Here is a 24,928-nt window from a genome sequence, read left to right as displayed (position 1 = left end):
TATGAGTGAATTATTCTACAGCTATCTTTGAATAATCAATGATTCGTTCTTTATTCGCTTTAATATCTACTGGCTGACCTTGGAACGATACTTGAGTATCTTGATCAGTTTTAATTTTGACACTGTCGTGATCAACTGAAAAACAGTAATTAACATTTTTGAAATTCATATTGAATTTAATACTATTCCAATTTTTGGGAACTTTAGGATTAATTTCTATTTTGTCTCCACGATAGTCGATACCTGCAAAAGATGAGATAACAACATTTAAGGTAGCACCCATAACTCCTAAGTGAATTCCTTCAGCCGTTGTTCCACCTTGAATATCATAATAGTCACTTGTTAATGATTCATCAAATAATTTCCAAGCCAAATCAGAGTCATTTACTTTTAGAGCCAACATTGCGTAGACGATTCTTGATAGGGTTGATCCATGTGTAGTCCGGCTTAAATAGTAGTGAATATTTTTTTCGATGAATTTATCTTTGTCATCAATTTCATAACCAAGATCGTCCATGATTTCAAAGAAGTTTTCAAGTCGTAAATTGTAAAGTGGCATTAAAGCGTCAGCTTGTTTAGCGACTTGATAATTATCAGGCGAGTCGCCTTCAGCTTTTAATATACGATCCATACGGGAGATATTTCCGTATTGATGACGATAAAAATCAAAGTTGATCGATTTGAGATCGAAGTAACCTTCAAATTGTCCTAAAATTTCGTCTTTACTATATTCTAGTTTGAGATTACATCTGATGACGTTCATTTTTTTAAGATCCTCATCAGAGAAGTGTGCCCGACGGAAGTTCTCTTGAAGAACTGCTGAAGATTCTTTACTAATTATTTCTTCAATTTTTTTGAAGAGCCAACTGGTCATAATATTTGTATAGGCATTATTTTTAAGTCCGCCATTTTTAGCACCAGGATAGCCTTCATGAAATTCATCAGGTCCCATGACATTTTCAATACTATATTTATTAGTTTTGCCATTGTATTTTGCCGAACTGATCCAGAATTTGGCGATATTTAGTAACATTTCGAGACCATATTCTTGTAAGAAGTCTTTATCATCAGACATGTTGTAATAATTTAAAACATCATAAGCAACAGCTAAAGAAACATGACGTTGTTTTCTTGAATTATCGGGTTCCCAATGATTAGTTATTGGATTTAGATGAATTGATTGTGATTGTTCATCACCGTACATCCCACTTTGCCATGGATACATAGCTCCTTGATAACCATTTTCTGATGCATATTTCTTAGCAGCATTTAAACGATTATAACGATACATTAAGAGTGATTTGACTAGTTTTGGAGAGTGGATATTATAATATGGCAGTACAAAAAGTTCGTCCCAGAAAATATGTCCACGATAAGCTTCACCATGTAGACCACGTGATCCTACTGACACATCAAGATTCTTATTGGCATTTTGATGAGCAGTAATTGTTAAGTGATAGGCGTTCATTCTGATCAATTTTTGAGATGTTATATCGCCATCGATCTCTAAATATTCATTTTTCCAAATCTCATCCCACGAGCCAGTAGTATTTTTGATTACATCTGAAAAATTGTGGTGATATTTATTAGCTTTTAATACTTCTATTAAATCACCTTTAGTTTCTAGTGAGGTATAGATACTAACTGTTTTTTCAAGTGTGTAGGATTTATTTTCTTTCGCATCAAAAGTTATGTACTGACCGATTTTTTCTTGTGATTTATCGGAATGAATTTTTGGATCTATTTCGTTTGGTGATGAAATTATGGAACTAACAGCAATATCGACATGCGAATTACGAGTATGGGCCAAAAGTAGGGCGAAGTTATCAGATACCTCGGTTTTATCGATTCTTAAATGATGATGATCCAAGGTACGATATCTTTTAACGTTTTTATTGGAAATAGCACCATCTATTTCTGTGTAAATTTTGATTTTACCAGAGAAATTTAATGGCTCGACCGTATATTGTAAGGAATAACTATGGAAATGGTGCATATGCGCCATTTTTTTTGTGGTAACTTTCAGCTTTTTACCATTCTGTAAGGAGATATACATAATAGTAGATAAAATTCCATTTTTCATATTAAGGGAACGATAAACAGTTTCAATATCTTCTTCTCTTAATTTGAAAAATTCCCCATCATCAATACTGAACGTCGTATATTGAGCATTAGGTAAATTGACTAAATCTTCATTAGTAATATCTTGATTGTTGATGAAAGTTGTTAATTGATTGTAGACCCCAGCAACATAAGTACCTGGATAAGCATCATCACTAGCACGAGATTCCATATAAGCACCACGAATGCCAAAGTAACCATTACCAACTGTTAAAAGCGATTCCTGTCCGTATTGTTTCTTTCCTTTGTAAGTTCCAAAGTAATCTAAATGCCAGCCAGAATATTCTTTCTCAATTTCGGCCGCTTTTTGAAGACTGTATTTTTTAACATCATTAATACCTACCGTTGGGATGTGGAAAAGATTTTCCATATAAATACTGATATCAACAGGTTGGTTTGCACAACTAACAATAGTATCTTTGATCTCAATATCGATCGGATTCATGATCACAATAATGTCAAAGTAATCTGGAACCTTAGATTTAAAATTGCTGAAATTAGCATTAAGATCTATTTCTGGATTAAGATTATAAATTTTATCGATAGATTCTTCAGTATCTTTATCTTTGTATGAATACTTTAAATATTTATCAGTAACTGTTAAGTATAATGGCAGCATAATAATATTCTCCCAATTCATAAAATTTGAATTCCTTGGCAAATATGTTTAAACATATTTAGCTCTAAATATATTATAACTGTTTTATCATTATTTGTTTAAACAATTTTGATAAAAATATTTATTCAAACCTGAAAAAATCTAAATAATACCCACAATCACAAAAAGAGTGTACCAACGTATTTTTTTAACGTTGGTACACTCTTTATTTTTTAAATTTATTTATGATTACGAACTAGTCGGAAGTCGAAAACGAAAAACTCGTAGTGGCGTGCTGTTAGGACGAGTGATTTTCTCGTCATTACAGCACAGGATGAATTTTGAAATTCGCGTACTTTGCGAAGTTCAAAATCGAGCTTGAAGACCGTGACTTCAAGCGTTCCTCACAGCGTGATTTTCTTTTTCGACTGGAGACGGAATTATAAAGCCAATCCCTCTTCGATTTCCAAATCGGAATTAGATCTAAAGCCATTTTCTAATTTTGCATTTGTCTTCATATTATTCATATAAGGTTCGCAGACAGAAAAACTGCTACTTCCACTAGTAATAAAAGGTATAACGGTTTTGTCAGTCAAATCGAATTTTTCAAAGAAACTATGAATAATCATTGGTGGTTGTTGATACCAAATGGGGAATCCTAAATAGATCGTTTTATAATCAGAAAAATCAAAGTCCTCATTAATTACCGGACGCTCATTTCCATCAATTTGTTCTTTTGCTTTAGCAACTAAATCGTCAAAATTATCTGGATAAACATCTGAAGTGGTCATTTCCACTATATCAGAATCCGTTTTAGCAGCAATTTTTTCAGCTGCAGCTTTAGTCGTGCCTGATTGAGTAAAATAAATAACGATAGATTTCATAATCTTCCTCCTTTTATCACTTATATTGTCTCGTGATTAAATTTTAATGCAAGAAAAATTTATAAAAAAAATAAAATACTTGCTTTAGAGTACACTTTAAGGTTTATATTATTCTACAAGTAAAGAGGTGGTTTGAATGGAAAATGTATTAATAATTGGTGCAAGTGGTTCCATTGGATCATTAGTGCGTAAAGAATTGCTAGATACAAGTGATAGTCATTTAACTTTGTTCGTAAGAAACACTGAGAAATTGGGCGAAATTGATGAGAAAAGAGAAACAGCTGTTGCTGGGGATGCCACTAATATTGATGATTTAAATAAAGTAGTCGAAAATCAAGATGTAGTTTTTGTCAGTGTAAATAGTCAACTAGTCGAAATCGCTAAAAATGTTGTTGCAGCGATGGACCAAAATAAAGTCGGTCGAGTTGTTTTTGTTACATCTATGGGCATCTATAATGAAGTAAGTTCAAATGGATTTGCTGATGATATTCCTGATGTTTTAATACCATATCGAAAAGCTGCCGATATAATAGAAGCTTCTGACATTCAATATACGATTTTACGACCAGGATGGTTTGATGACGATCCCGATACTAACTACCAAATAACCTTTAAAGGTGAAGCTTTTGTTGGTCATGCGGTATCAAGAACCAGCGTAGCTGATTTAGCTGCTAGAATAATTAATGAACCAACTCTTTACATGAATGAAAGTTTAGGATTAGCGAGAGTATAGGAGAGAAGATATGAATATTAAAGAAGTCGCACAAAAATACGATTTAACAGCTGATACTTTGAGATATTATGAAAAAGTCGGCTTGATCCCTAAGGTAAACCGAAATGAAGTTGGCTATCGTGATTTTACAGAAGAAGATATTAATTGGGTCGAATTTGCTAAGTGCATGCGTAATGCCGGGATGTCAGTTGAAGCCTTGTCAAAATATGTAGCATTATTTCAAAAGGGTGATTCAACTATTGCTGAAAGAAAGCAGATCTTACTTGATCAACAAGCTATCATGGCAGAAAAGCTAAGTGACCTTCAAGCAACTTACAAGCGATTAACTAAAAAAGTTGATAATTATGATAGTCATATAGCCAAATTTGAAGAAGAGAAGCTCGAAAATAAGGAACATGTCTAAAAAAATTTATTACTCGGCTATGCAACACGATAAGTTAATTATGCCTTGGCAAACTGACAGTAAGAATATCTTAAACGCTCTAAAAAGATATAAAGGCGTGGTCTTAGTTAAATTAATGGGCGATAAGAAGTATTCATTAGATGATTTGATCGATATAGGTGATCTTTATGTTTATAAACAAGAAACAATGGATGACTTCATGAATGAAAAGACTTGCGGAAGTATTTATTTAGATAGTGCTTTTACTTTGATCGATCAATTAGAAAATTATCCGCTCAAAAATGACTTGGGAGCAGTTTATTTAGCAACCGCGTTAGCTCAGAAACTTAAATTATCAAAAAAATTGACTTACCTATTAATAGTAGCTTTTATCAGTTCATTGAATCATAACTTGTTTGATAATATAGAAGATTTTTATCAAACCGACTGGAATGACTTTGATAAAAGATTTTTGAATAAGTTAATTGAAGAACCTTATCAAGCACCGAACTTTGATAAACAAGAAATAAAGATTGAATTTAGCAAGTTTACAGAATACTCAAAAGCGGCTAAAGCATTTCAAGATTTATATCAATTAAGCAAAATTCATAAAATTGAATTTTCTTTAGTCGATTTACAGCTTAAAGAATCGTTTGAATTGATTCAAATGGCACTAGAAATGAAAAGTTTTTTTAAATAAGTAGGTTTTTATAAGCTTTTTTTGTAAATAATCATTATTTTCATAAATTATTTAACTTTGGTAAAAGTTGATTTACTAGTATCAACGGGAACAAATGTTTCATTTGTGTTACTAAGATTACAGAAAATTCCAAAATTGTAATCTATTAATGCTATTTGTGTAATATAACCCTGTTACTATATCACTCGTAGCGTTAAGAGCTAAATAAACAAATGAGGATGTAATTAAATTTATGAAAAAAGTATTATCAATCGCTTTATTAAGCACTATGGCATTAACAGCAATGGGAGCAACTGCTAAAACAGCCCAAGCTGCTACAACTATTGACAGCACACACGTAAGTGTTGAAGCAGGTGATACATATAAGAGTATTGCAGCCGCAAACGGTGTATCAATTGCTGAACTTGAACAAGCTAACGGAAGAGAAGTCGGTGGATTTGATTTGATCTTCCCTGGCGAAACAATTACTTTACCAACAGCTCAAGCAGCAACAAATACAACATCAACACAAACAACACAAGCTACTGATACAACACCAGCAGCCCAAACACAAGAACAAGCACAACCACAAGCAACACAAAATACTACACAAACACAAACAACACAATCAAGTACAACAGGTACATCACACGGTACATTTAAGATCAGTTTCTATGATCCAGCTGTATTAGGTTCAAACATGGGTTATGGTGGTGTTGCTGCCAACCTTTCAGTATTCCCTAAGGGTACACAACTTAAGATCACTTTAGCTGACGGTACAGTAATGTATAGAACAGTTAATGATACAGGTACATTTGCATATAGCAATCCTCAACAATTAGACGTTGCTATGCCAAATGCTCAAATTCCTTCATACGGTGTTACATCAGCTACTGTTGAAGTTATCTAATTTTGAATAATAAAAAAGAACCCGTGAGGGTTCTTTTTTTTTCATAAAACTCCACAAGTTATTCACTTTTTCGTCACATTTATTCGTTAGAGTTAAAACAATGAATAATTTCAAGTGAATAATAAGGAGTGTTTTATGGAATTCTTAATTATTGCAATAATATTTTCAGTCGGATTGATTTTATTGATCTCCGGCAGCCATGTGAAAAGCAACACAGTCTCCAAGCTGTTTTACTGCGTAGGAACTGTTGGCGTTATTATGGCAATGTACATTGCCTGGCCGAAGTAGTCATTCCACGGCAATAAGTTGAACATTACTAATAAATTCATAGCTTCGCAATTTTTCCATTAAATCATTGATAGTTCCAGTCATATGATTTATATCAAGTGAAATGGAGACACTAGCCATATTATGAATAGGTATATCTTGATTAATAGTTAATACACTGGCGTTTGATTCTGAGATAATCAATAAAACTTTTGATAAAATTCCAGGTTCATGATCTAGGATCATTGAAAAGACAGCTTTACGATCACTGGTACTCTCATCTGGCAAAAAGACCAGATCTTTATATTTATAGTAAGTACCACGACTAATATTGACCATTTTAACAGCATCACTAACATTAGAAGCTTTACCTGTCTCCAACAAGTTGCGTGCCTGAATGACTTTATCAAAGGAATCCGGCAAAATAGAACGATCTACAATGTAATACTTTTCCACAATAATCCTCCTCTACTAATACGTCTACATGTATTGTAAATTATATCACTTAAACGGTTACAACATCAGTCTAAAATAAATACTCTAGAGATAAAATAGTATAAAATTTCTTAGTATTTTGTTATGCTCATGAGTAATTAGGATAAGTAGGAGAGGGAACAATGAAAACGCTAATAATAGTTTCTCATCCAGAGATAGAAAATTCACAAACACAACAATTTTTATATCAAGGATCTAAATTAGATAATGTAACTTGGAATCATGTTGAAGAAATTAATGAAATAAATATCAAACAGGAGCAACAATTATTAACTGATGCAGATCGAATAATATTTCAATTTCCACTTTATTGGTATTCAGCACCTAGTGGATTAAAAAATTGGGAAGATACAGTTTTAACTAGGAACTTTATTTATGGTGATAAGAGTTTTCCTTTAGAAGACAAGGAGTTTGGTTTAGTGGTAACGACTGGACTACCTTTGAAGGATTATCAAAAAGGTGCTGCTGAAAATTATTCATTAGATGAATTAATGACACCATTTAGAGCGATTGCTGATAAAGCTAAAATGAAGATCTTGCCTATTTTTACCGTACAACAATTTTGGTATAAAACAGAGTTGATGCAGATGGAACTTTTGATAGATTATCAAAGATATTTAACTCAAGATATGCCAGATTCCTTAGCCAATAAGCAAATTTGGTTTGAAAAAAAACTTCAAGAAATGAGCCTAGATTCAGATACTGCAGATGAACGATCCGTTGAATTGATTTTGGATAACTTTTTAAACCGCACTGAAGAATTAGAACAGTTAAATGATACCTTATCGATGATTAAAGAGAATGAAGAAGACTGATTTCTCTTTAATCATCTTTTTTTGCTAATTAATTTATAGTTAAATGATTTTTATCATTTTATGTAATAAATCATTACTAATATTGGATAATAATATTATTTTTGTTATTGTATTATGATTTTATCTTATTATATTGGGATATAAATGAACGGGCAAAAAGAGGGATTTTCTTATGTCAGATAGGGTCAAGTTGAGATATATTTGGATGGTCTCAACAATTATTTTAATTAGTTTATTTTTTGGTAAGAGTAATGAAATACAAGCAGCAGTTGCTGATAATGATCCGATAAGTAGTGCCCCTACGGGTTTAAATTTTGGGGATTATTTTTTGAAGGGTGATGTTAGAACCAATAACGCTAATACTACTACATTTAAAAATGGTAATACTAGTATTGTTCAAATCACTAGTGATTACCAAAAACAACAAGGGTACGTTTGGTCAAATCCTAGTAAAATGAATTATCTTAATTTGAATGAGAGACAGACTCTTTCAATGTGGGTATATTTAGGAGCATCCACATCTCCGGGTGATGGATTGGCATTTGTTTTGCAAAACTACGGAAATAATGCAAATGCCACATTAACAGGAGGTAACCAAGCAGCAGGTGAAACCATGGGTGTTTGGGGATCTGATGATACTTATAAAAGTGGAACCTCAACAGATACAGTTGCAGCTAAAGCCATTCAAAATAGTTGGGCATTGGAATTTGATACTTTTAAAAATGATGGCGTTGGTGGATCGTCGATGTTTGAAAATGGTACTCCATCAGATAATAATTATAAGTATTTTAGTAATAGTTACGATGATAGTTTGTCACAGGTTGCGAGCGACGCCTCACACATTGCTTATAATTATCCAGCTGAACCGACGACTTATGCACAAAAAACAACTTCTATTTCAATGGGAGGATTTTTAGGCTCAAATGTTCAGACATACTGGTATAGCATGTTGCATCAAGGCCTTAAATATAAACCAGATGACGGATCAAGTTCTAATTTGAAATTAAGTAATGGAATGTGGCATCATGTTGTAATCTCATATACGCCACCTGCTGATGGAAGTCAGATTGGACATTTATCATATACTTTTGATGATAAAGTAAAACCTGTTAATGACTCTTTAAGTGTTATACGTCAGCCAATTTCAGAAAAAAATATTCCGATTGATACCAGTGAATTTTATAAAAACTCTACTCAACAATTCACACAAAATGATGGAAAGGTATTATGGGGTTTTACCGGAAGTACAGGTTCTAGTCATGCTCGAAATATGGTTGTTTTTGAATCAATTCCTTCACTTGTCGAAGGTGATGCCACTGCCACAGCTTACGATGATTCACAGGCCGGAGAAGAAATAAACTCTTCAAACGATGAAGTATATAACGGTGACAACTTACGTTTTGTCTACAATGTAAAACGTGAGAGTGGAGAACTAGATTGGAGCGGAATCAATGCAAAAATCGATTTACCTGATAATATGACATATACTGGCGGAAATATTACGTATAGTGATGGAAGTAGTGAAGATATTTCAGTAAATGATTTATCAAGTGCCAGTTTTACTAAGGTCTTAAAAGACCTATTGAAATCCGGCGAGCCTAAGAGTGCGACGATAACGGTTGAAGGAGTGGCTAATTCTGATACCCCTAGTGTCGATAAAGAAGTTGCTTCCACAACCGCTTCCTTTGAGGGTACGAATTTGATTAAAAATGTTGATTCGCCAAGCTTTACAATCAAGGCAACGACTATGAAATTAACATCTGATACAACTGATTTAGATCTTAGTTCAAAATCTAATATCGAGGCTGATTCTACAGCATCGTATATTGATACAAATGTGTCTATGGATAACTCAAAAGTGACAGCACATTATAAAATCAATGACAATTCTGAAAAAATGCAATCACTTTCAAGTGGTTCTGACGGTAAAGTAGCAATTAAAGTTTCCAAAACCGATTTGAATGATGGTAATAATACGCTGATAGTTTATGTAACTGATTCTTCTGGTAATCGTTCAAATTCAATAACTTTCAATATAAATAAACCCACGGTAGCCCCCATCTTGATCGATGCTGATAGTGAAATGTCGTTTAGAACGATTCATTCTAATGGTAAAGATCAAATGGTCAAACGCAATGGCAGCTGGAAAGTTAATGTTGTTGATAATGAAGATAACTCAAATTGGAAATTATCAACTAGTGCGATTCAAGATCCGGATAGTAATAAATTTGATGGTGATTTATTATATGTTGATGATAATGGCTCAAGTCAATCTATTTTAAATGGATCGATTGTCCAAATAGCTGACCAGTCTACCTTCCCATCAAATTTCATTAGTGATGGCAATACCTATCAAGTTGCTAATACATGGGATAGTGATGACGGTATGATATTAAAGGCCGACTCTGGTGCCAAATCAGGAACTTATAAATATGATGTTACTTGGGATTTGACAGACTCTATCTAAGACAGTAATTATTCACAAAAAAGCATCAGTAATCTGATTTTTTAGATTACTGATGCTCTTTTTGTATTGAATATTTCAAATTAAATTTATTTTTTTCAGTTCGTTTTCATAAGTTTTTAAATCATTATGATATACATTAATTGATCATATTTCATAACAAAATATTTATAATTTTGAGTTTTAATTATTACAATTTGCGTGTAATATATATTCCGTAAAGAGAATTAAGTTATATTTAGAGATTATTTGATTATATAAGTGAGGGATTATATGACCATAAATAAAATTATAAAGGGAATGTATTTATTCTTAGTCTTATTAACGACTGTTTTGTTTCTTAATATTGATCAAATGAATCAATCATTAGTAAAGGCTGCCGATTTGCCGGTTACCAATGCTCCTAAAGGATTAAATTTTGATGATTATTTCATTCGAGGCACATTTAGGGGTAACAGTGCTGATACATCGAGTTTTAAGAATGGTGATACTAGTATTATTCAAATAACTCCTAAGCAAGGTAGCACTATTGGTGGTGTTTGGTCTAATGACGCGGCTAACAATTACTTTGATTTAAATAATAAACAAACATTATCAATGTGGATGTACTTTGGAAACGAAAAGGATCCAGCTGATGGATTGGCATTTGTGTTACAAAATTCAGGCTATGATAGTATTTCAAAGGACGGAGTTTTACCGGCCAAAGGTCAAACTATGGGAGTTTGGGGTTTAGATAATGATTACCATAATAGTGATCCAAAAAAGTTATCAAGCAATGCAATTCAAAATAGTTGGGCATTAGAATTTGATACGCATATAAATAAAGTAACTAAGGGCGCTGAGTTATTTAGCAACGGTCGGCCAACTGATAGCCCAACTGGAGTAAATAATGCTTTTGATTCTTTAGTTACAACTATTGTCGATAATCCATCTAAATCATTTTCCCATATTGCCAGTAATTATCCAGCGTCACCAGAATCTTATGTTCGAAAAAAAGAAACAATGCAAATAGTTAGTGGTCTGCCGGATTCTGTAGATGTTTACTGGTATCAATTAATTCATAACAATTTAAAAACTACCTATGGGCCCAATTCTAATTACAACTTTACATTGAGTAATGGTCTTTGGCATCATTTGGTTATCAATTGGACACCTCCAGAAACAGGAAGCACAATTGGATACTTATCCTATTCATTAGATGATAAAATTCACACTGCGGATGTGACGGCAGGAAATAATGCTCAACCAGTTAGTACGAGCGACATTCCTATTGACACAAGTTACTTTTATAAAAATACGACTCAACAATTTGCTCAAAATGCGGGTAAAGTAATCTGGGGCTTTACCGGAAGTACAGGAGAACAATATGCTAGGAATATGGTTATCTTTGAATCTATACCTTCGTTAGTTGAAGGATCCACTAATACACAGGTTTTTGATGATTCACAAGGTGGAAAAGAATTAAGTTCAACTGATAAAAATGTTTATAATTATGATCAATTGAGATTTGTTTATAATGTTAAACGTGATAGTGGGGCACAAGATTGGACGAATATTGTAGCAACTATCAATCTTCCCAAAAATGTTTTATACGGTAATGGAGTAATCAAATATAGTGATGGAACCAGTGAGACGATTGGTTCAAATGAACTAACAACAACTCAATTTAAAAGAACACTTAAGGATCTTTTAAAAGATAAAGATCCTAATAGTGCCACGATAACTCTTAATGCAATTGCTTATTCAAGTACACCGGCTGAAGATACGGCTATCGCTGCAACTGATGTTTCTTTTATAGGTGATGATTTGATCAAATATACACAATTACAGGATTTTGTAATCAAAACAACACCAATGTTACTTGAACCAGATAATTTAAATTTAGATATTGATGATGCACAATCAATTGATGCTACCGGAAAAATTAGTTATATCGGTTTGAGTGGCGGGGTCATTAATTCTAATATTACTGTCCATTATTCTCTAAATGGAAGTTCTGAAAAAACCACTAACCTAGATAGCGGTACCGATGGAAAAATGAAAATCACTATTCCGAGAACTAGTTTGAAGGATGGGGATAATAGTTTAACCGTGTATGCTACCGATAAAGATGGAAACCGTTCTAATTATGTTACTTATAATATTTCCAAACCAACTGCGGCCCCAATCTTAATTGATGCTGATGAAAAAATGTCTTTTCAAAATGTAAAATCTAACGGGCGTGACCAAACTATTTTGCGCCAAGGGAGTTGGAAGGTAAATATTATTGATAATGCAGTGGATACATCAAACTGGAGTTTAAACGCCTCTGCAATTCAAACTCCAGGAAGTCCCGTTCTAGATGGTGATCTCGTCTATGTTGACAGTGATGGTATTACTAGATCCATTTTGGATGGTTCAATTATTGAAATCGCTAAAAAGGATACGTTTCCTAGTAATCAGATTGTTAATGATTCAACGTATCAAGTTGCCAATTCATGGAATACAAACAATGGTATTTTGTTGAAAACTAAATCCACGACAAAGTCCGGAACTTATCAATATACTATTACTTGGAGTTTAACTGATTCAATCCATTGATAATATGTTATATTATGGTGCAGATTTAGATTCGAGGTAATATTTTATGGATGAGAATACAGAGTGGTTATTAAATCAGATTGATGAATTATCTACTAAACAAAATGATTATAAAAAAAGAGCTTTGTTGATTTCTTTAAAAAAAGTTGTCATTGAACAACAAAAGCGGATCGAACAGGCTCAAAGCGAGCTTGATGGCCGTCTTTGGGATCATAACAATTGGTAAAATAGGCAAATTAATTGTATTGTCGATGATAAATTCATATAATCGATTTTGAAAAACATGATAATAATCATTGCTTTTTATCAAAGTCGAAATCTAGTTTTAAAAATTATTTAAGGATAATTGGGACGGATAGAATTGATGGTGACTCTTTTTTGAAATTGTCTTTTTGGGAATTGATGGTTTCTTAGGAGATATTAATATGAAAAAGCTATCGATAATGTTTACCTTTTTATTTCTATTTGTCATAGGAATTTTTACGGTTCATCCAACGACTGCACAAGCTGCAAATTTGAACTATACAGTTTCAGTAGATCATCCGGATAATCAAGTAAGTTCAAATATCAGTTATTTTGATTTGAAAGTAAAACCAGATGATCATCAAAAATTAACGATCCACATAGATAACACTGACAGTACTGCACATAAATATTTGATTTCCATTAATCGTGCGAATACTAATAGTAATGGTGTTATTGATTACAGTAAGCATGGTACTAAGGCTGATTCTTCACTTGAGTCTGATATTGAAAAAATGGTTCCACAACCAAAAACGGTCACAGTACCAGCTAATACTAATCAAGCCGAAAGTTTTGAACTTAATGTACCTAAGAATGAATTTAAAGGTATAGTTTTAGGTGGTATTCAAGTAAAGTCACTTGATTCTAATAAACAACCTGTTAACAAAAAGGGTGTTACTCTGAATAATCAATATGCATATGTTATTGGATTGCAGTTACAAGAAAGTTCCGCATCTATCAAACCAAATATTAATTTGAATTATGTTAAATCCAAACAAATAAACTATCAGAATTATATTGTGGCAAATCTTCAAAATGATCAACCTACATTGATCAATAAGATCGATGCTAATGCTAGGATTACAAAACAGGGTGGCGAAATAGCTGTTTATAAATTAGCTAAACCTGGATTGGATATGGCACCAAACAGTAATTTTGATTTACCAGTAAGCACTAATAATAAACCGCTAAAAGCTGGAAAATATACATTACATTTGAAACTATCCACAAGCACTAAGACTTGGAATTTCACTAAAAACTTTACAATTTCTTCAACTAAAGCTAAACAGATGAACAAGACTGCGGTTGGTGAAACTAAGTCCAATAATAACTGGTTAATGTTAACCTTGATTGGAATATTGATCCTAATTATTATTGCATTAATGTTTGTTATTATTAAAAACAAGAATAAAAATAAGAAATAGTATATAAAACTTCATCAATTTTTATAATTTGATGAAGTTTTTATTTATGTGCTGTTTTTTTGAATACTTGTCTGAAATGTTGTATATCTAAGGCGGATAAGGAAATAACTTATCTAGGATAAATCATGAACCAACGAGGGGAAGCTCATGGGAAAGTTTCTTTTATGTATTAAGAAATAGAGGAAAATAATCATGATGAAAATGTTAAAAGGTATCACAGCTTTATGTGCAGTGGCATTGGCCACGACAGGAAGTTTAATAACAGTTAAAGCGGCAACAACGCCGACGACTTTGACCGCAACAACACCAACTTCTCCAGCTCCAACAACTAAGAGTTCCGATATTGCTTTGCAACAAACTGGTAATTTAATGTTGGATAGTGCTCCAGATATTTCATTTGGTACACAAAATTTGGATGTAAGCAAAACTACATATACAAATAGTACGTTCGACAGTACATTACATGTTACTAACCCAGGATTTCCAAGTGGCTGGGCAGTAACACTTTCCGATACACCATTTACTAGTACCGGTTCAACTACAAGCACAACGTTGAAAGGTGCTGCTCTATCATTAACTGATCCAACCTTGACCGCTGACGATAGTACTAACCAATCAACACCTCCAACAGCTAATGCTTCAGTTGATGTATCAAGTTCAGCAGCACTAGTTGCTGATGCTGGCCTCGGTGATGGTATTGGTGCCTATACAGGTACTTATGCTTCTGGAGACGCTTCTCTATATGTCCCAGCTGGTAATATTGGCGGTAGTTATACTTCAACATTGACATGGACATTGTCAGATGCACCTGCCTAATTTTTAATCAATAATTTTAAATATTAATTTAATGAAGATCTGCAATTCGATTTTTTGAATTACAGATCTTCTTTTAGTTTTGCAACTAATTAGCTAATGAAGTATCATACATCTATTAGACCGAAAAAGGGGGTGGATTAGAATTGAAATACTTAATTACAGGCGCAACAGGACATCTCGGTTCTAAGATTTTGTCAGAAATGAGAAAATTAGTCTCCGATAAGGATATCGTTGCAGGTGTGCATACTCTTTCTAAAGCAGCCCACTTAAAAGAACAAAATTTAAAAATAGTACAAGTGGATTATTTCGACAGAGATTCTTTAGTTAACGCCTTAAAAAATATAGATGTATTTATATATGTTCCAACTAAAAGCCATGACAGTTTTACTAGGATAACGGAATTGGAATATGTTGTTAAAGCAGCTAGAAAATCAAATGTTGCTCATATTTTAGCAATGGGATTTATTGCTGATCAGATCAATGATCCGTTTGCATTGTCGGCATTTTACGGATACCTTCCACGACGTTTAGCTGAGTCAGGCGTTGACTATACGATTATTCGTAATGCGTTATATGCTGATACATTAATATCTCAAATACCAGATTTTATTAAACAAGAAAATGTGTTTTATCCGGTGGGGAATAAAGCTTTGTCTTATATAGGTTTAAATGATATTGCTAAGGCGATTGCTAAAGTTGCGGTTACTAGTTCATTACGACAGAATGAAAAAGTATATACTCTTACTCAAGAAAAGAATTATACAATGTCAGAACTTGCCGAGATTTTAACCAAAATTACTGGACAAAAAATAGGTTATAAACCGGTTAGCCTAAGAGAATATAAAGATTTAAACGATGAATATGGAGAGGGCTATATTTTAAGTTCTCTGTATGATGCTGGATCTCGAGGATTTTTAGCAGAGGTCTCAAATGACTATCGACTAATTATGGGTCATCAAGCTACATCTTTAGAGGATTTTTTGAGTGATAATTATACCTAACTAAATAGACGCAGTAATCCGATTTTTGGATTACTGCGTCTATTTGGTTTAATATTTTCTTATTCCACATTAAATTGTTGTAAATGTTTTTTAAGATATGTACCAGTTATACTGTCATTTTTTGAACAGATTTCTTTAGGTGTACCGGAAGCTACGATCTTACCGCCATTTATCCCGCCTTCTGGTCCTAAATCATTGATATAATCAGCATTTGAAATTATATCTAAGTCATGTTCAATGACTATGACCGTGGCATGATTATTGATCAATTTATTTAAAACAGTTATCAATACAGAAACGTCTTTTGGATGCAATCCGACGCTAGGTTCGTCAAAAACAAACAATTGATTTTTTTGACTACGTTTAATATAAGTTACAAGTTTTAGACGTTGGGCTTCACCACCAGAAAGTGTAGGTGTACTTTCACCTAATTTTAGATAACTTAGACCTATTTCTGAAAGGGTATTTATAACTGATTCAATATTTGACTCATCTTTAAAGAAAGTTGCTGCCGAATCAATCGACATGTTTAATATTTCGGCAATATTTTTACCATGCCATGTAATATTAAGGATTTCCTTTTTAAAGCGATCCCCGTTACAAACAGGACAAGTTTCAACTATATCAGGTAAGTATTGGATATCTAGAGTGATCACACCCGTTCCGCCACAATTAGGACAGGCTCCTTGTTTATTATTATATGAGAAATAGCTGGCTGTATATTTCTTTTCTTTAGCTTGATCTGTTGCAGCAAACAATTTTCTAACTTTGTCTAAAATCTTTGTATAGGTAGCAACAGTTGAACGAACATTTTTCCCAATAGGAGTTGAATTAACTGTGATGACATTTTTAATGCCACCGTCGTTGATTGATTTAACGTAATTAGGTAGTGGTTCTTTATTAAATTCAGCTTCTAAAGAAGGTATCAAACTGCCAAAAATCAAGGTAGTTTTACCAGATCCAGACATCCCTGAAACAACATTAAGCGATTCTTTACTGAACCTAGCTTTCATATTGTGGATATTGAAACGGTCACCAACTTCAATGTCTATTTCGCCCTTTTTAAAAGGTGTCAGCTGTTTGTGTTTAATAATTTCTGCTTCGCCAGTTAAAAATGGTTTGATCACAGAGTTATTATTTTTTTTGATCTCATCTACACTACCGTGAGAAATTACTTGACCACCATCGTCACCAGAAGAAGGACCGATTTCAATGACATAGTCAGCTGCAGAAATGATACTAGTATCGTGATCAACAACGATCAGTGAGTTACCTAATTGAACTAACTGGCGAAGAATTTTTATTAATCCTGTGACATTTGCGGGATGTAATCCGACACTAGGTTCGTCAAGTACATAAAGTACCCCGGTCATTTGATTTCTTATGGTTCTTGCTAGCTGTATCCTTTGGAGTTCACCGGTTGATAGAGTATTACCAGCTCTAGTTAAGGTTAAATAATTGAGTCCTAAATCGTCTATCGGCTGTAATAATTCTAATAACTCGTTAGTTAAATTCTTACCCAATTTTTGCATGTCATTCGGCAACCAATTAAGAATCTCTTGGCAAAAAGATTGAAGCTGATTAATACTTAATTGACAAACTTGAGCAATATTCTTTCCAACCAATTCATTAGTGAAAAGTTTTGGATCAAAGCGGCTTCCTTGGCAGTTAGGACACTCTTTAATTGAATAAAATCTTCCTAAACGAGTTAAAGTGTTTTCATTTTTGGTGCTGGCAAGACTATGTTTAACGGCATCATAGGCATTTTCATATAACGCATTCAGCTTAAATGATTTACCGGTTGACGTAGGGATGATCACTTCTCTTTTAACGCCTTTACCGTGGACAACGATCTCTTTTTCCTTGTCTGTTAAATCTTTGAAAGGAACATTGATACGAACTCCTAGTTGTTGAACTACTTCTATTTGAAGTGAACGACCGGGTAGACGCCATGATCTGACAGCACCTTGGGCAAGCGTCAATGTTTTGTCGGGGATTATTTTATCCAATTCGATGCTTTTTAAAAATCCTGTACCTTGGCAAGTAGGACAAGCACCAGTTGAATTAAAAGCAAAATCTTCGGCACCAAATGCCATAAATTTGGCCTGACAAACAGGACAGGTGATAACTCCCATATTGTCATCAGTTCCGGGCAAGTCCATAGCTTGAGAGATTTTAAGGGTTGGATCTATTCTGTGTCCATTTGGACAAACAACTGAGGCAAGTCTTGAAAACATCAATCTCAAGACGTTAAGACTTTCAGTCATTGTCCCCACAGTTGAGCGAACACCAGGTACAGTTGGTCGTTGTCTTAGGGCAATAGTAGAAGGAAGATTTTTGATATTTTCCACATTTGAACGTCCCATTTGAGTAATACGACGTCTAGTATAGGTAGATAGTGCATTAAGATATTTCCTGGCTCCTTCAGAATAAATAGTATCCATTGCTAAAGATGATTTACCTGAACCGGAAACACCAGTAATAGCAACAAAAGAATTGAGGGGAATGTCAACATTTAAATCTTTTAAATTGTTAGCTTTGGCACCTCGGACTTCAATGTTGTCGGGAATATAATTTTTATGTCTAATTGCCATTATTTTCTCCTAATTTTTACTATTTTTATATTTTTGCTTAACTAGAATAGTTTCAATTAAATCTTCTAAAGTAGTTTCATTTAGTTTCCGTTTAGCCGCAATTTTAGCATCTTCATAATAGGTTCCAAGAACTTCTTGAATGTTTCCACCGACTATACAATCAGGGTTAGTATTTTTATCGAGTTCAAAGATAGGTTTATTGCCTTCAGTTGCAAAATAAATATCTAAAAGAGTAATTTCTGAAGGATCTTTTGCTAATTTGGGTTCGGCAGATCCTTGTTTAGTATCGATCAATCCGGCTGCTCTTAAAACACCCATTAGTCTGCGGATAACCACCGCCGATGTATTCACACTATTGGCTATAACATCACTGGATAATTTTATATCTTTATACACTTCAATAAATGCTAATATGTGGATCGAGTCACTAAAACGAGTTGAAATACGCATTTATAGTCTCCTTTGATGTAACTTGATTAATTACAGTAGATGATAGGTTTTTTTGGGAATTCAGTCAACATTAATGAATAGCAATGCTTATCAATTGACAAAATAACTCCTTAATTATATTGTGATTGTAACTTATTGGATTACACAATTATGCTATAAAAGGGGCATATATGATTGAATTTAAGAACGTCTATAAAAAGTATGAGAACAACGAGAATACAGCTATTAGCGATTTAAATCTTCAAATAAATGATGGCGATTTTTTTGTTTTAGTTGGACCTAGTGGTAGTGGTAAAACTACTACTTTAAAGATGATCAATAGGCTCATTAAACAAACATCTGGTGAAATTTTAATTGATGGTCAAAATATTGAAAATTTGAACTTGCAAGAAATGCGTTTAAAGATGGGATATGTTTTACAAAATATCGCTCTATTCCCAAATATGACGATTGAAGAAAATATAACGATTCAACCCGAATCTTTAAAATGGTCCAGAGAAAAACGCCATAAGTCGGCAATGGATCTATTGGACAAAGTTGGTATTCCCCAAGAATATGCTAAAAGATTTCCACGAGAATTATCCGGTGGAGAACAGCAACGGGTCGGAATTATTCGTGCCTTAGCATCTAATCCTAAAATAGTTTTGATGGATGAACCCTTTAGTGCGTTGGATCCAATATCTCGTAATCAACTACAAGAATTAGTTTTAAAACTGCATCAAGAAATGAAAACTACATTTATTTTTGTTACCCATGATATGAATGAAGCGTTACGACTAGGCAACACGATTGCAATTATGAGAATGGGTCACTTAGAACAAATTGGTACGCGTGATGAGATCATTCATAACCCTAAAAACTCTTTTGTTAACGGTTTTTTTAGAAATCAACATAATGATGATAAAAAAATAAAATTAATTATTGATAGTCAAAATTGTCAGGAAGTTGATTACCAAGAACCTGATTTAAATGAGGAAGACAATATTTCTGATTTGGCTCAAATATTAAGAAATAAGAAATCTGCCTTGGTTGAAAGTTCTAATGGTAAAGTGTGGAAATTAACCATCCAAAGTTTACTGAATTATCTAGCAAGGGATGGTGAAAAAGATGAATAGTATTATTCACATTTTAAAAACTCAAGGTAATGATATTTTAAATTCTATCGGTCAGCATATTACTATCTCACTAGTTTCACTTTTGATTGCTGCGGTTATAGCAATTCCATTGGCAATAATTTTGATGAATCATAAAAAAATTGCTGAAGTGATCTTGCAGATAACTAGTGTCTTGCAAACCATCCCCAGTTTAGCATTGTTAGGTATTTTGATTCCAATTGTGGGTATTGGGACAGTTCCATCAGTCATTGCATTAGTTTTATACGCTGTCATGCCGATTTTTCAAAATACGTATTCTGGATTAACGACAATTGATCCAAATTTAGAAGAAGCTGCAGAAGCTTTTGGTCTCTCAAGAAATAAGAAATTAGTAAAGATCGAAATTCCCTTAGCTATGCCGATGATTATTTCAGGACTTAGAATTGCTATGGTAATGATCATTGGAACAGCAACTCTAGCCGCACTTATCGGTGCTGGTGGTTTAGGTACTTATATTTTGTTAGGTATTGAAACTAACAATAACGCCTTATTGATTATTGGAGCGGTATTTTCAGCCATTTTGGCATTGATATTTAGTGCTTTAATAAAGGGAATCTCAAAACTTTCTCTACGAAAAATTGGAATTATTTTTTCAACCGTAATTGTTTTGATGGGTGGCTATTTTGGATATAGAGCAATCGAGCAGCCTAAAGTTTCCATTACTATTGCGGGTAAAATGGGTAGTGAACCAGAAATATTGATCAATATGTATAAAGAATTAATTGAAAATGATCACCCTAATATGAAAGTTTCAATTAAACCGAATTTTGGTGGCACATCTTTCTTGTATAAAGCCTTAAAATCTGGTTCGATCGACATTTATCCGGAATTCACGGGTACAGTTTTGGAATCACTAGTTAAAACTAATAAGAGTGCCAGCCATGATCCAAAAGCGACGTATGAATTGGCTAAAAAACTTTTGAAGAATCAAGAAGGTCTAGAATATCTCAAACCAATGAAATACGAGAATGGATATGCATTAGTCGTTAAACGAGGTTTCGCTAAGAAATATGATCTCAAAACTGTTTCTGATTTGATCAAAGTGGAAAATAAGATTCATGCTGGATTTGATCCTGATTTTTATCAATTAAAAGATGGTTATCCAGGAATCAGTAAAGCCTACAATTTAGAGTTTGCCAGTGCTAAAACGATGGAATCCTCAATCAGGTATAAAGCTATCGCTAATAATAAAGTTAATTTAGTCGATGGTTATACAACTGATCCGCAGATTAAAGAATATGATTTGGTAGCATTAAAAGATAACAAAGAATTTTTCCCACCATATCAAGGAGCACCATTGGTATCTGAGAAATTTATTACTAAATATCCAGAATTGAAAACAACTCTGAATAAATTAGCAGGTAAAATCAGTGTTGAGGATATGCAGAAAATGAATTATCTCGTATCTGTTAAACACGAAAAAGCCTCTAAAGTTGCACATAACTATTTAGTAAAACACAATTTAATCAAACGTGATTAAAATGAAAGCAGTAATTGTTAATGAACCTGGTTCTCCAAACGTCAAATTTACTCTATTACTCTGGACAAATAGACAAACAATTATTACAAGAACTTTTAAATTTTATTGATCAGAAAAAAATTAATGTAGCTCCAACTAAAATTTTTAAATTGAGTGAAGTTCAACTGGCACATGAGTTTTTGGAGGGTAAAAATAGTTTTAGAAAAGTTGTTGTAGTTATTTAAATAAAAAAAACATTCTCAAATTTGAGAGTGTTTTTTTGTTCTAGACCAATATTATGTAAAATGAAATGATAAACGAAATGATTCATGTTAACATTTGAATACGGTTATAGATACTATAATCATATTATTATATTGAAATATAAAATATAGAAGGTGTTAATATGAAAAAATGCATATTCTTATCCGTTTTTATTTTATTGAATATGATTTTACTACTCATTTTTTCAGAGGACAGAGGAAACATTGTAGTAAATGCAAGTGAAGTTGAGAAAACATCCATTAAAAAACCTAATTTTCGAGACTTAGATAGTGTAGAGCCATATGAGACACCAACCCCGATCCCTGGTAGTGTTTTAGGAGCTTTATTGAGTGCAGGATATAGGAAGCAGCCCACTAAAGAAACATACGCCAAAATGGGTTCGACAGTTACTTTATATACAGACTCGGATCGATCAGCTCTTTCTTCTTGGTCTAATTGGTTTGCCCGCCCCAAATATCAGTGGTATTACCGCCCGTACTATGACAAAAACTGGATTCCAATAAGTAAAGAAGATGGTGGAACTAATAAAAATTTGAAAATTAAAGAAGAAGTGAAACGGACCAGATACTACCAACAACAAGTAACTTGGAATACGTTTCCTTCGACTGTAATATATTCTAATTTAGCAATGGTTTCGTTTACTGATTTTGAGGTTCCAGCGACGGGTATTAAAACTGAAGTTGACGATTCTTATTTGTATAACATGAAGGATAATAATAGTTCGGTATATGCTCATGCGCAATTAATTCCATTTAATTCAACAAATAGAATAACTTGGTCTAGTAGTAATGATAATTTAGCCAAAATTGATCCTGACACGGGACTTATAACAGCGAATAATGTTGGTAATTCGGGAAAACTATTAATTACTGCAACGGCAAATGATGAGGAAGGAAACTCGAATAATAATATAACTTCTTCTTTTGAAATTGAAGTTGGTGGTGGTCTTGATTCGCAGACAATTAAGTCCGGTAAAACAGCTACTTTTAAAATCAGAGGTAATATTGATCAGCAACAAACTAGTATAAATTGGTATAAGGTTCAAAATAGTACTCCAGTTAAGGTAGCTGAATCAGGTATTAGTTATACGACACCTCCAGCCAAATTGCCTGATGATGGTACTCAATACTTTGCAGAAATTAAAATCAACGAACGAACCAATTCCCAAAAATTAACTACCAGTCATGCGACTTTGACGGTCGAATCTTCTGGCAGTCCTAAAATAGTCATGAACGATTCAATCGGTAATTTGACCTATGAAGATAATTCATTTGATAAGTCAGATACATTTTTGAGTAATGTTGTTAGTGGGGATGTTATTAGTATAAAATCGCAACTATTTAACGAAAGTAGTGAATCCTCTTTAAATGATGCGAGTTTTATTCTGCCGCTTTATAAGAATATGAGTATCCAAAAAATTTGGGTTGATGATAAATTAATTGATTCGACTCAATATTCTGTCAAAAATAATATTTTAGAAATTTCAAAGATCAATTTTTTAGGGATCGATTATCATAGTATTGAAATAAGTTTAACTATGGGGCCCACTGCCAAAGAGGAATTTGTTTCGACCCCATTCATTAAGGGAACTGATTCTGATGGATTATTTTACCAACAAGCGGGTCTGCCGCTCACTCTTAATTTATTCGATAACCTTTTAAAGCTAACTGCCCATAATATTGAATTTGGAACACACCATTTTGTACAAGAGGGTCAAAGTGTTGATCGGATAAATCACAATAACGTTGATGACCCGGTAGTAGAGGTGGATGACCAAAGACGTAATAAAAAAGAAGTTACCATAAAATTATCCCAAGATGATTACTTTAGAAATACCAAAGATCAAAATATCATTTTGCCGGTTAGTTTGAAGTATTACTATTCAGATGGGAATTATACTGATTTATCAAAAAATAATGTTTATCTAACCTTTGGAAATGAAGGTGAAAGTGCGCACTCGCTTTCTTGGTATAAAAATGAAGGCTTGAAGCTTTATTTTAATTCTTCGGATGTTAAGCCGGGAAGTTATACTACCAAACTAACTTGGACTGAAGTAGCCAGCGTATAAGTAGTATACTTGTTAGTAGTTTGGAGTGATTTGTATTAAAAATACAGTAACGACTCGAGTATTAGGATTAATTATCGGGTTGGTTTTAAATGCTTTTGGGAATGGACTTTGTATCTCCGCAAATATGGGAAGCGGGATCTGGACAGCATCAGCGGTTAATTTGAATAAAATTTTTGGATTAAGCGTGGGAACGATTTTATGTATAATTGGTATCTTAAATGCTATAACTAATCAATTTTTGATTAGACGATTTGACGGTAAACGATTGATTGGTGAAATTCTTTATATATTATTCTTTAGTTCCTTTGTCGATATTTTTACAGACTTTTTGAATAATGCTGGAATACCATCGTTGCCAATCGTTATAAGAGCATTGTTATCATGTTTAGGAATAGTATTTTTCTGTGTAGCGATCTCACTTTATCAAAGAGCAAATATAGTGATGCATCCTAATGACGATACAACCAATATTTTGAGATTCTTTTACTTAAAGGGAAATTCTACCGCAGCACAGATAATTGACTTTATTCCACCGACAATAGTTGTTATTATTGCCTTTTTTGTCACAGGAAATATTTATTCAGTAAATATTGGAACACTATTTTCTATTTTATTTAATGGTATTTTAATTGCTACGGCAGATAAAATAATCTGGCCTAGCTTGAAGCATAATTTTAAAACTAAGAGTGTTGAAGAAAAATAATAAATTGTAAGAACATGAATCG

At 33.2% G+C, this 24,928-nt stretch carries 21 protein-coding genes; 16 read left to right on the top strand and 5 right to left on the bottom strand.

Annotation, left to right across the window (positions count from 1 at the left end):
* Positions 1-10: 10 nt before the first annotated feature.
* Both EKM77_RS03210 and EKM77_RS03205 read right to left on the bottom strand, forming a co-directional pair.
* Positions 11-2,740, bottom strand: a complete 2,730-nt coding sequence (locus EKM77_RS03210) for a glycoside hydrolase family 65 protein (RefSeq protein ID WP_125592563.1) — start codon at positions 2,738-2,740, stop codon at positions 11-13.
* 419 nt (positions 2,741-3,159) lie between these two features.
* Positions 3,160-3,603 carry a flavodoxin gene (locus tag EKM77_RS03205; protein ID WP_125592562.1) on the bottom strand — a complete coding sequence of 148 codons (444 nt, stop codon included), beginning with the start codon at positions 3,601-3,603 and terminating at the stop codon, positions 3,160-3,162.
* A 136-nt stretch (positions 3,604-3,739) separates the two neighbouring features.
* Between EKM77_RS03205 and EKM77_RS03200 the strand changes: the two genes are divergently transcribed.
* From EKM77_RS03200 to EKM77_RS03185, 4 genes are all read left to right on the top strand, one after another.
* On the top strand, positions 3,740-4,336 hold the full coding sequence (locus EKM77_RS03200) for an NAD(P)H-binding protein (RefSeq protein WP_125592560.1): 597 nt from the start codon (positions 3,740-3,742) through the stop codon (positions 4,334-4,336).
* A gap of 10 nt (positions 4,337-4,346) precedes the next feature.
* On the top strand, positions 4,347-4,739 hold the full coding sequence (locus EKM77_RS03195; protein ID WP_125592558.1) for a MerR family transcriptional regulator: 393 nt from the start codon (positions 4,347-4,349) through the stop codon (positions 4,737-4,739).
* Positions 4,732-5,418, top strand: a complete 687-nt coding sequence (locus EKM77_RS03190; RefSeq protein ID WP_125592556.1) for a hypothetical protein — start codon at positions 4,732-4,734, stop codon at positions 5,416-5,418. The genes EKM77_RS03195 and EKM77_RS03190 overlap by 8 nt, the downstream gene beginning before the upstream one ends.
* Positions 5,419-5,686: 268 nt before the next feature.
* On the top strand, positions 5,687-6,307 hold the full coding sequence (locus EKM77_RS03185) for a LysM peptidoglycan-binding domain-containing protein (RefSeq protein ID WP_377729288.1): 621 nt from the start codon (positions 5,687-5,689) through the stop codon (positions 6,305-6,307).
* 288 nt (positions 6,308-6,595) lie between these two features.
* Here EKM77_RS03185 and EKM77_RS03180 read toward each other — a convergent pair whose 3' ends face one another.
* Positions 6,596-7,030 (bottom strand): ACT domain-containing protein, encoded by a 435-nt coding sequence (locus tag EKM77_RS03180; protein WP_125592552.1) that lies wholly within the window; start codon positions 7,028-7,030, stop codon positions 6,596-6,598.
* 161 nt (positions 7,031-7,191) lie between these two features.
* On the opposite strand from EKM77_RS03180, the gene EKM77_RS03175 reads away from it, so the two are divergent.
* From EKM77_RS03175 to EKM77_RS03145, 7 genes are all read left to right on the top strand, one after another.
* Positions 7,192-7,884 carry an NAD(P)H-dependent oxidoreductase gene (locus tag EKM77_RS03175; protein ID WP_125592550.1) on the top strand — a complete coding sequence of 231 codons (693 nt, stop codon included), beginning with the start codon at positions 7,192-7,194 and terminating at the stop codon, positions 7,882-7,884.
* A gap of 172 nt (positions 7,885-8,056) precedes the next feature.
* Positions 8,057-10,351 carry a lectin-like domain-containing protein gene (locus EKM77_RS03170; protein WP_125592548.1) on the top strand — a complete coding sequence of 765 codons (2,295 nt, stop codon included), beginning with the start codon at positions 8,057-8,059 and terminating at the stop codon, positions 10,349-10,351.
* 270 nt (positions 10,352-10,621) lie between these two features.
* A complete protein-coding gene (locus EKM77_RS03165) occupies positions 10,622-12,928 on the top strand; it encodes a lectin-like domain-containing protein (RefSeq protein ID WP_125592546.1) in 2,307 nt (768 codons plus the stop codon).
* Positions 12,929-12,974: 46 nt separating this feature from the next.
* On the top strand, positions 12,975-13,154 hold the full coding sequence (locus tag EKM77_RS03160; protein ID WP_125592544.1) for a hypothetical protein: 180 nt from the start codon (positions 12,975-12,977) through the stop codon (positions 13,152-13,154).
* A 199-nt stretch (positions 13,155-13,353) separates the two neighbouring features.
* Positions 13,354-14,376: a DUF916 and DUF3324 domain-containing protein gene (locus EKM77_RS03155; RefSeq protein WP_125592542.1), complete on the top strand. Its 1,023-nt coding sequence runs from the start codon at positions 13,354-13,356 to the stop codon at positions 14,374-14,376.
* Between the two features lie 192 nt (positions 14,377-14,568).
* On the top strand, positions 14,569-15,192 hold the full coding sequence (locus EKM77_RS03150; RefSeq protein ID WP_125592540.1) for a WxL domain-containing protein: 624 nt from the start codon (positions 14,569-14,571) through the stop codon (positions 15,190-15,192).
* A 143-nt stretch (positions 15,193-15,335) separates the two neighbouring features.
* Complete coding sequence (locus EKM77_RS03145; protein WP_125592538.1) at positions 15,336-16,193, top strand: SDR family oxidoreductase; 858 nt, start codon at positions 15,336-15,338, stop codon at positions 16,191-16,193.
* A 59-nt stretch (positions 16,194-16,252) separates the two neighbouring features.
* Here EKM77_RS03145 and EKM77_RS03140 read toward each other — a convergent pair whose 3' ends face one another.
* Positions 16,253-18,787 carry an excinuclease ABC subunit UvrA gene (locus tag EKM77_RS03140; protein ID WP_125592536.1) on the bottom strand — a complete coding sequence of 845 codons (2,535 nt, stop codon included), beginning with the start codon at positions 18,785-18,787 and terminating at the stop codon, positions 16,253-16,255.
* Positions 18,788-18,796: 9 nt separating this feature from the next.
* Positions 18,797-19,237 carry an Rrf2 family transcriptional regulator gene (locus EKM77_RS03135; protein ID WP_125592534.1) on the bottom strand — a complete coding sequence of 147 codons (441 nt, stop codon included), beginning with the start codon at positions 19,235-19,237 and terminating at the stop codon, positions 18,797-18,799.
* 170 nt (positions 19,238-19,407) lie between these two features.
* On the opposite strand from EKM77_RS03135, the gene EKM77_RS03130 reads away from it, so the two are divergent.
* The 5 genes from EKM77_RS03130 (at position 19,408) to EKM77_RS03110 (ending at position 24,906) form a co-directional block, all read left to right on the top strand.
* A complete protein-coding gene (locus EKM77_RS03130) occupies positions 19,408-20,352 on the top strand; it encodes an ABC transporter ATP-binding protein (protein WP_125592532.1) in 945 nt (314 codons plus the stop codon).
* Positions 20,345-21,871, top strand: coding sequence for an ABC transporter permease/substrate-binding protein (locus EKM77_RS03125; protein WP_125592530.1), 1,527 nt, complete (start codon positions 20,345-20,347; stop codon positions 21,869-21,871). The genes EKM77_RS03130 and EKM77_RS03125 overlap by 8 nt, the downstream gene beginning before the upstream one ends.
* Positions 21,872-21,891: 20 nt before the next feature.
* The gene (locus tag EKM77_RS03120) at positions 21,892-22,095 is read left to right on the top strand and encodes a zinc-binding dehydrogenase (RefSeq protein ID WP_125592528.1); all 204 of its coding nucleotides are present in this window, start codon (positions 21,892-21,894) and stop codon (positions 22,093-22,095) included.
* A 161-nt stretch (positions 22,096-22,256) separates the two neighbouring features.
* Entirely contained in the window at positions 22,257-24,203 is a 1,947-nt protein-coding gene (locus EKM77_RS03115) for an Ig-like domain-containing protein (protein WP_125592526.1), read from the top strand.
* Between the two features lie 70 nt (positions 24,204-24,273).
* Positions 24,274-24,906 (top strand): YczE/YyaS/YitT family protein, encoded by a 633-nt coding sequence (locus EKM77_RS03110; protein WP_125592714.1) that lies wholly within the window; start codon positions 24,274-24,276, stop codon positions 24,904-24,906.
* Positions 24,907-24,928 lie beyond the last annotated feature (22 nt).

The sequence above is a fragment of the Companilactobacillus baiquanensis genome, from assembly GCF_003946605.1.
GTDB classification, from domain to species: domain Bacteria; phylum Bacillota; class Bacilli; order Lactobacillales; family Lactobacillaceae; genus Companilactobacillus; species Companilactobacillus baiquanensis.
Note: the sequence above shows the minus strand (reverse complement) of the source record. Positions and strands in the feature narration are given on the sequence as shown.